5 protein-coding genes are annotated in these 6,253 nt (G+C 40.6%); 3 read left to right on the top strand and 2 right to left on the bottom strand.

The features are described 5' to 3' along the window. Positions 1-175: 175 nt before the first annotated feature. Positions 176-1,909 (bottom strand): phosphoenolpyruvate--protein phosphotransferase, encoded by a 1,734-nt coding sequence (gene ptsP, locus HT703_RS10500; RefSeq protein ID WP_020902391.1) that lies wholly within the window; start codon positions 1,907-1,909, stop codon positions 176-178. Between the two features lie 5 nt (positions 1,910-1,914). Further along, a complete protein-coding gene (locus tag HT703_RS10495; RefSeq protein WP_023933375.1) occupies positions 1,915-2,178 on the bottom strand; it encodes a phosphocarrier protein HPr in 264 nt (87 codons plus the stop codon). A 350-nt stretch (positions 2,179-2,528) separates the two neighbouring features. Here HT703_RS10495 and nrdH point away from each other — a divergent pair, with 350 nt between their 5' ends. From nrdH to nrdF, 3 genes are all read left to right on the top strand, one after another. Next, positions 2,529-2,747, top strand: coding sequence for a glutaredoxin-like protein NrdH (nrdH, locus tag HT703_RS10490; RefSeq protein ID WP_000259242.1), 219 nt, complete (start codon positions 2,529-2,531; stop codon positions 2,745-2,747). An 80-nt stretch (positions 2,748-2,827) separates the two neighbouring features. After that, positions 2,828-4,987: a class 1b ribonucleoside-diphosphate reductase subunit alpha gene (nrdE, locus tag HT703_RS10485; RefSeq protein WP_172930073.1), complete on the top strand. Its 2,160-nt coding sequence runs from the start codon at positions 2,828-2,830 to the stop codon at positions 4,985-4,987. Positions 4,988-5,174: 187 nt separating this feature from the next. Beyond that, entirely contained in the window at positions 5,175-6,137 is a 963-nt protein-coding gene (gene nrdF, locus HT703_RS10480) for a class 1b ribonucleoside-diphosphate reductase subunit beta (RefSeq protein ID WP_000451369.1), read from the top strand. Positions 6,138-6,253 lie beyond the last annotated feature (116 nt).

Genomic DNA, 6,253 nt, shown 5'->3' with positions numbered 1-6,253 from the left:
CGCAGGTTGCTCAAAACACAGTTTTGAGGTTGTAGATAAGACTGACGAAGTCAGTGAGCATATCTACGTTAAGGCGACGCTGACGTGGTTTGAAGAGATTTTGAAAGAGTATTAGACCATACTTTTCCAAAATGCGCCCAAAAAACCTTGCAACTAGGTTACAAGGTTAATCACATTAATCAAAATTAACGTATTCTTTTTGAAGTTCAAGAACTTCTTCCATTGTTGAGCATTCTGTAAGGGCACGGTTTGCGTACTCTTCCATCTTAGCTGTGTCGAGTTTCTTCATCAAGCTGCGTGTACGAAGTACAGATGTTGCTGACATAGAGAACTCATCCAAGCCCATTCCGACAAGAAGCGGAACAGCTTTTTGGTCACCAGCCATCTCACCACACATACCAGCCCATTTACCTTCAGCGTGAGCTGCCTTGATAACGTTGTTGATCAAGCGAAGGATTGATGGGTTATATGGTTGGTAAAGGTATGAAACTTGCTCGTTCATACGGTCTGCTGCCATTGAGTATTGGATCAAGTCGTTTGTTCCAATTGACATGAAGTCTACTTCTTTTGCAAATTGGTCTGCAAGCATCGCTGCTGCAGGGATTTCAATCATGATACCAACTTGGATGTCATCCGCAACTGCAACACCTTCAGCAAGAAGGTTTGCTTTTTCTTCTTCATAAACTGCTTTAGCTGCACGGAATTCTTTCAAAAGGGCAACCATTGGGAACATGATACGCAATTGACCATGAACAGAAGCACGAAGAAGGGCACGGATTTGTGTACGGAACATTGCATCTCCAGTTTCAGAAATAGAGATACGAAGGGCACGGAATCCAAGGAATGGGTTCATTTCGTGTGGCATATCGAAGTAAGGAAGTTCCTTATCTCCACCAATATCCATTGTACGAACAACCACTGGTTTACCATTCATTCCCTCAAGAACAGCCTTGTATGCTTCATACTGCTCATCTTCAGTTGGGAAGTCTTGAGAATCCATGTACAAGAACTCTGTACGGTAAAGTCCAACAGCTTCTGCACCGTTGTTGTTAACACCTTCAACGTCTTTTGGAGTACCGATGTTAGCGGCCAATTCGAAGTGTTTACCGTCAGCAGTTACTGTTTGAGCATCTTTCAAAAGTGCCCATTCAGCTTTTTGTTTAGCATAAGCTTCACCAGCTGCTTTAAATTCTGCCGCTTGTTCATCTGTTGGGTTGATAATCACTTCACCAGTAATTCCGTTAACGGCAAGGATATCACCGTCTTTCACTACTTCAGTGATGTTATTTGTTCCCAATACAGCTGCAATTTCAAGTGTACGTGCCATGATAGCTGAGTGGCTTGTACGTCCACCGATGTTTGTTACAAAAGCTTTTACAAAGTTTTTGTCCAATTGAGCTGTATCAGATGGTGTTAAGTCATGTGCAATCACGATTACTTCTTCATTGATAGAAGCTGGGTTTGGCAATTTCTTACCAAGAAGGTTTGCCAATACACGTTTTGTCACGTCGCGGATATCCGCTGCACGTTCTTGCATGTATGGGTTGTCTTCCATGCCTTCAAAGATAGTGATGAACATATCAGTCACTTCTTTAAGACCTGCTTCTGCATTGACTTTCTTAGCACGAATTGTTTCTTTAATCTGACCAATCAATTCTGGGTCAGAAAGAACCATCAAATGAGCGTCAAAAACTTGAGCCGCTTCTTCACCAAGCGTACCTACAGCTTTCTCGCGGATAAGAGAAAGCTCGTTTTGAGAAGCTTCAAGAGCAACATCCAAACGAGCCTCTTCTGCGTTTGTATCTTCGACTGAAACAGTCTCGAATGACAAATCCGGTTGAACGAGTAGATATGCTTTTGCAACTGCAACACCGTCAGATGCTGCGATTCCTTTAAGCATTTCTGTCATTTCCCTTATGCCAATCCTTCTTTTTCCATTGTTTCTGAGATTGCAGCGATGGCGTTATCTGCATCTGCACCTTCAGCTGAGATAGTTACGTCAGCACCTTGGCCAACACCAAGACTCATAACACCCATAATTGATTTAAGGTTAACTGATTTACCTTTGTATTCAAGAGTGATATCTGAAGCAAATTTGCTAGCAGTTTGCACCAACAATGTTGCTGGACGTGCGTGAATACCTGTTTCTGCCACTACGTGGAAATCTTTAGAAGCCATAGTTTGACTCTCCTTTTGTTCTTTCTTTTTTTGAGTTATATGTGATAACCCTTACAGTTTGGTATTATACCATCTTCTAGGATTTTTTTCAAGCATTTTCTGGATTTTCCTTCAATTTCCTTTCAGATAACTTGCTGAAAATCTTCTATCCTATATAACAAAACACAGGATATAGTTTCTTTAAAAACGATTTATAGGATAATCATTGCTGTTTTATAAAACAAACACTACATATTGTGTTTTGTGAGCTTGACTAGAAAAATAGACCACTATATTTAGTTCAAATCATTGACAAAATTTTATTTTCTGATATACTAAGATAGTATTAAATTTTGAAGAGGAGTTACACAATGGTAACCGTTTATTCTAAAAACAATTGTGTCCAATGTAAAATGACCAAGCGTTTCTTGGACAGTAATAACGTTGAATATAAAGAAATCAATCTTGATGAGCAGCCTGAGTACATCGATCAAGTCAAAGAACTCGGTTTTAGCGCAGCTCCTATTATTCAAACACCAACTGAAGTCTTTTCAGGTTTCCAACCAGGAAAACTGAAACAATTAGCATAATCTTAGTACATCATCCAGAAGAAACTGCTTCTAGGGCTAACTTAGAGGCCTTTCTTTTGTAATTAGATAAGGGAAATTTTATGGGATTAAAACATCTTGAAGACGTGACTTACTTCCGTCTCAATAACGAAATCAACCGTCCTGTTAATGGACAAATCATGCTTCATAAAGATAAGGAAGCCTTGGATGCCTTCTTTAAAGAAAATGTCGTTCCAAACACTATGGTTTTTGATTCAATTAAAGATAAAATCAACTACCTCATTGACCACAACTACATCGAAACAGCCTTTATCAAGAAATACCGTCCAGAGTTCTTGGAAGAATTGGCTCAATTTATCAAAGACCAAAATTTCCAATTCAAGTCTTTCATGGCAGCTTATAAGTTTTACAATCAATATGCTTTGAAAACTAACGACGGTGAATACTATCTTGAAAGCATGGAAGACCGTGTCTTCTTTAACGCCCTTTATTTCGCTGATGGGAATGAAGCTGTTGCAATCGATATTGCCAATGAAATCATCCACCAACGCTACCAACCTGCTACTCCTTCCTTCTTGAATGCTGGACGTGCTCGCCGTGGGGAGTTAGTATCTTGCTTCCTAATCCAAGTAACGGATGATATGAACTCTATCGGACGTTCTATCAACTCGGCTCTTCAACTTTCACGTATTGGTGGTGGTGTGGGAATTACCCTCAGCAACCTTCGTGAAGCTGGTGCACCTATCAAAGGCTATGAAGGAGCTGCTTCAGGTGTCGTTCCTGTTATGAAGCTTTTTGAAGACAGCTTCTCTTACTCCAACCAATTGGGGCAACGTCAAGGTGCCGGCGTTGTCTACCTCAACGTCTTTCACCCAGACATCATCGCCTTCCTTTCAACTAAGAAAGAAAACGCCGATGAAAAAGTTCGTGTCAAAACCCTATCACTTGGTGTTGTAGTACCAGATAAATTCTACGAATTGGCTCGTAAAAATGAAGAAATGTACCTCTTCAGCCCTTACTCTGTAGAAAAAGAATACAATATGCCATTCAACTACATCGACATTACTGAAAAATACGATGAATTGGTCGCAAATCCAAATATTCGCAAGACAAAAATCAAGGCGCGTGATTTGGAAACTGAAATCTCTAAATTACAACAAGAGTCTGGCTACCCTTATGTCGTCAACATTGATACGGCTAACCGTGCAAATCCTGTTGATGGAAAGATTATCATGAGTAACTTGTGTTCTGAGATTCTTCAAGTCCAAGAACCAAGCTTGATCAACGATGCTCAAGAATTCCTTCAAATGGGGACGGATGTTTCATGTAACCTTGGTTCAACCAACGTGGTCAACATGATGACTTCACCTGACTTTGGTCGCTCAATCCGTGCTATGGTTCGTGCTTTAACTTTCGTTACAGATAGTTCACACATCGTAGCTGTACCAACTATTGACCATGGAAATAGCCAAGCTCATACCTTTGGTCTTGGTGCCATGGGACTTCACAGCTACCTTGCACAACAACTGATTGAATATGGATCGCCTGAGTCTGTTGAATTTACAGGCATCTACTTTATGCTTATGAACTACTGGACTTTAGTTGAGTCAAACAATATCGCGCGTGAACGTGGTATTACCTTCCACAACTTTGAAAAATCAGACTATGCTAACGGAAGCTACTTCGACAAGTATGTGACTGGCGAGTTTGTTCCAAAATCAGACCGTGTTAAAGAACTCTTCAAAGATGTCTTTATCCCTGGTGCTGCTGATTGGGCTGAACTTCGCGACAAGGTTCAAGCAGATGGTCTTTACCACCAAAATCGCCTTGCTGTAGCGCCAAATGGTTCTATCAGCTATATCAACGACGTTTCTGCTTCTATCCACCCGATTACGCAACGTATCGAAGAACGCCAAGAGAAGAAAATTGGTAAAATCTACTACCCTGCTGCTGGCTTGTCTACAGAAACCATTCCTTACTACACTTCTGCCTACGATATGGATATGCGTAAAGTCATCGATGTTTACGCTGCTGCGACTGAGCACGTGGACCAAGGACTTTCACTCACCCTCTTCATGCGCAGTGACATTCCAAAAGGAATTTACGAATGGAAGAGGGAAAATAAACAAACGACACGTGACTTGTCCATCCTTCGTAACTATGCCTTTAACAAGGGAATCAAGTCTATCTACTACGTCCGCACCTTTACAGATGACGGTGGAGAAGTCGGTGCCAACCAATGTGAAAGCTGTGTGATTTAGTTTCTAGCATAGAAACACTATTTTTCCCTAAGCAGCACTGATAAAATCAAATCTACTATGTCATAACATAATTTATGTAACATTTTAAAAGTCGGGATTCCGACTTTTTGTGCGATACTCCTATAGAATTATGGTAAAATAGAAATAATTATGAGTTCGCAATACTAAACACAGAAAGAGATTTCAAATGGAAACTTACTATAAAGCCATTAACTGGAATGCCATCGAAGATGTCATCGACAAATCAACTTGGGAAAAACTGACGGAGCAATTCTGGCTCGATACACGTATTCCCTTGTCAAACGACTTGGATGACTGGAGAAAGCTATCTAACAAAGAGAAAGACTTGGTCGGAAAAGTTTTTGGTGGTTTAACCCTTCTCGACACTATGCAATCTGAAACTGGGGTTCAAGCCCTTCGCGCAGATATCCGTACACCACATGAGGAAGCTGTTTTCAATAACATCCAATTTATGGAATCTGTTCACGCTAAATCTTATTCATCAATCTTTTCTACCTTAAATACTAAGGCTGAGATTGAAGAAATTTTCGAATGGACCAATACCAATCCTTACCTACAAAAGAAGGCTGAGATTGTCAACGAAATCTACCTAAACGGTAGCCCACTTGAAAAGAAAGTTGCTAGCGTTTTCCTAGAAACCTTCCTCTTCTATTCAGGTTTCTTCACTCCCCTCTACTATCTTGGTAACAACAAACTTGCCAACGTTGCGGAAATCATCAAATTGATTATTCGTGATGAATCTGTTCACGGAACCTACATTGGTTACAAATTCCAACTTGGTTTCAATGAATTGCCTGAAGAAGAGCAAGAAAAACTCAAAGAATGGATGTACGACCTACTCTATACTCTTTATGAAAATGAAGAAGGCTACACAGAGAGTCTTTATGACGGTGTTGGTTGGACGGAAGAAGTCAAAACCTTCCTTCGCTACAATGCCAATAAAGCTCTCATGAACATGGGACAAGATCCACTTTTCCCAGATTCAGCTGAAGATGTCAACCCAATCGTTATGAACGGTATTTCAACAGGAACTTCCAACCATGACTTCTTCTCTCAAGTCGGAAATGGTTACCTTCTTGGTGAAGTTGAAGCCATGCAAGATGATGACTACAACTACGGTTTGGACTAATACTCTTCGAAAATCTCTTCAAACCACGTCAGCTTCGCCTTGCCGTAGATATGATCACTGACTTCGTCAGTCTTATCTACAACCTCAAAACTGTGTTTTGAGCAACCTGCGGCTAG

The sequence above is a fragment of the Streptococcus sp. 3874 genome, from assembly GCF_013276425.1.
GTDB lineage: Bacteria > Bacillota > Bacilli > Lactobacillales > Streptococcaceae > Streptococcus > Streptococcus pseudopneumoniae.
Note: the sequence above shows the minus strand (reverse complement) of the source record. Positions and strands in the feature narration are given on the sequence as shown.

Excerpts from the sequence above, each read along its gene's own strand:
- ptsP (WP_020902391.1), bottom strand. The coding sequence starts at position 1,909 with ATGACAGAAATGCTTAAAGGAATCGCAGCATCTGACGGTGTTGCAGTT.
- HT703_RS10495 (WP_023933375.1), bottom strand. The coding sequence starts at position 2,178 with ATGGCTTCTAAAGATTTCCACGTAGTGGCAGAAACAGGTATTCACGCA.
- nrdH (WP_000259242.1), top strand. The coding sequence starts at position 2,529 with ATGGTAACCGTTTATTCTAAAAACAATTGTGTCCAATGTAAAATGACC.
- nrdE (WP_172930073.1), top strand. The coding sequence starts at position 2,828 with ATGGGATTAAAACATCTTGAAGACGTGACTTACTTCCGTCTCAATAAC.
- nrdF (WP_000451369.1), top strand. The coding sequence starts at position 5,175 with ATGGAAACTTACTATAAAGCCATTAACTGGAATGCCATCGAAGATGTC.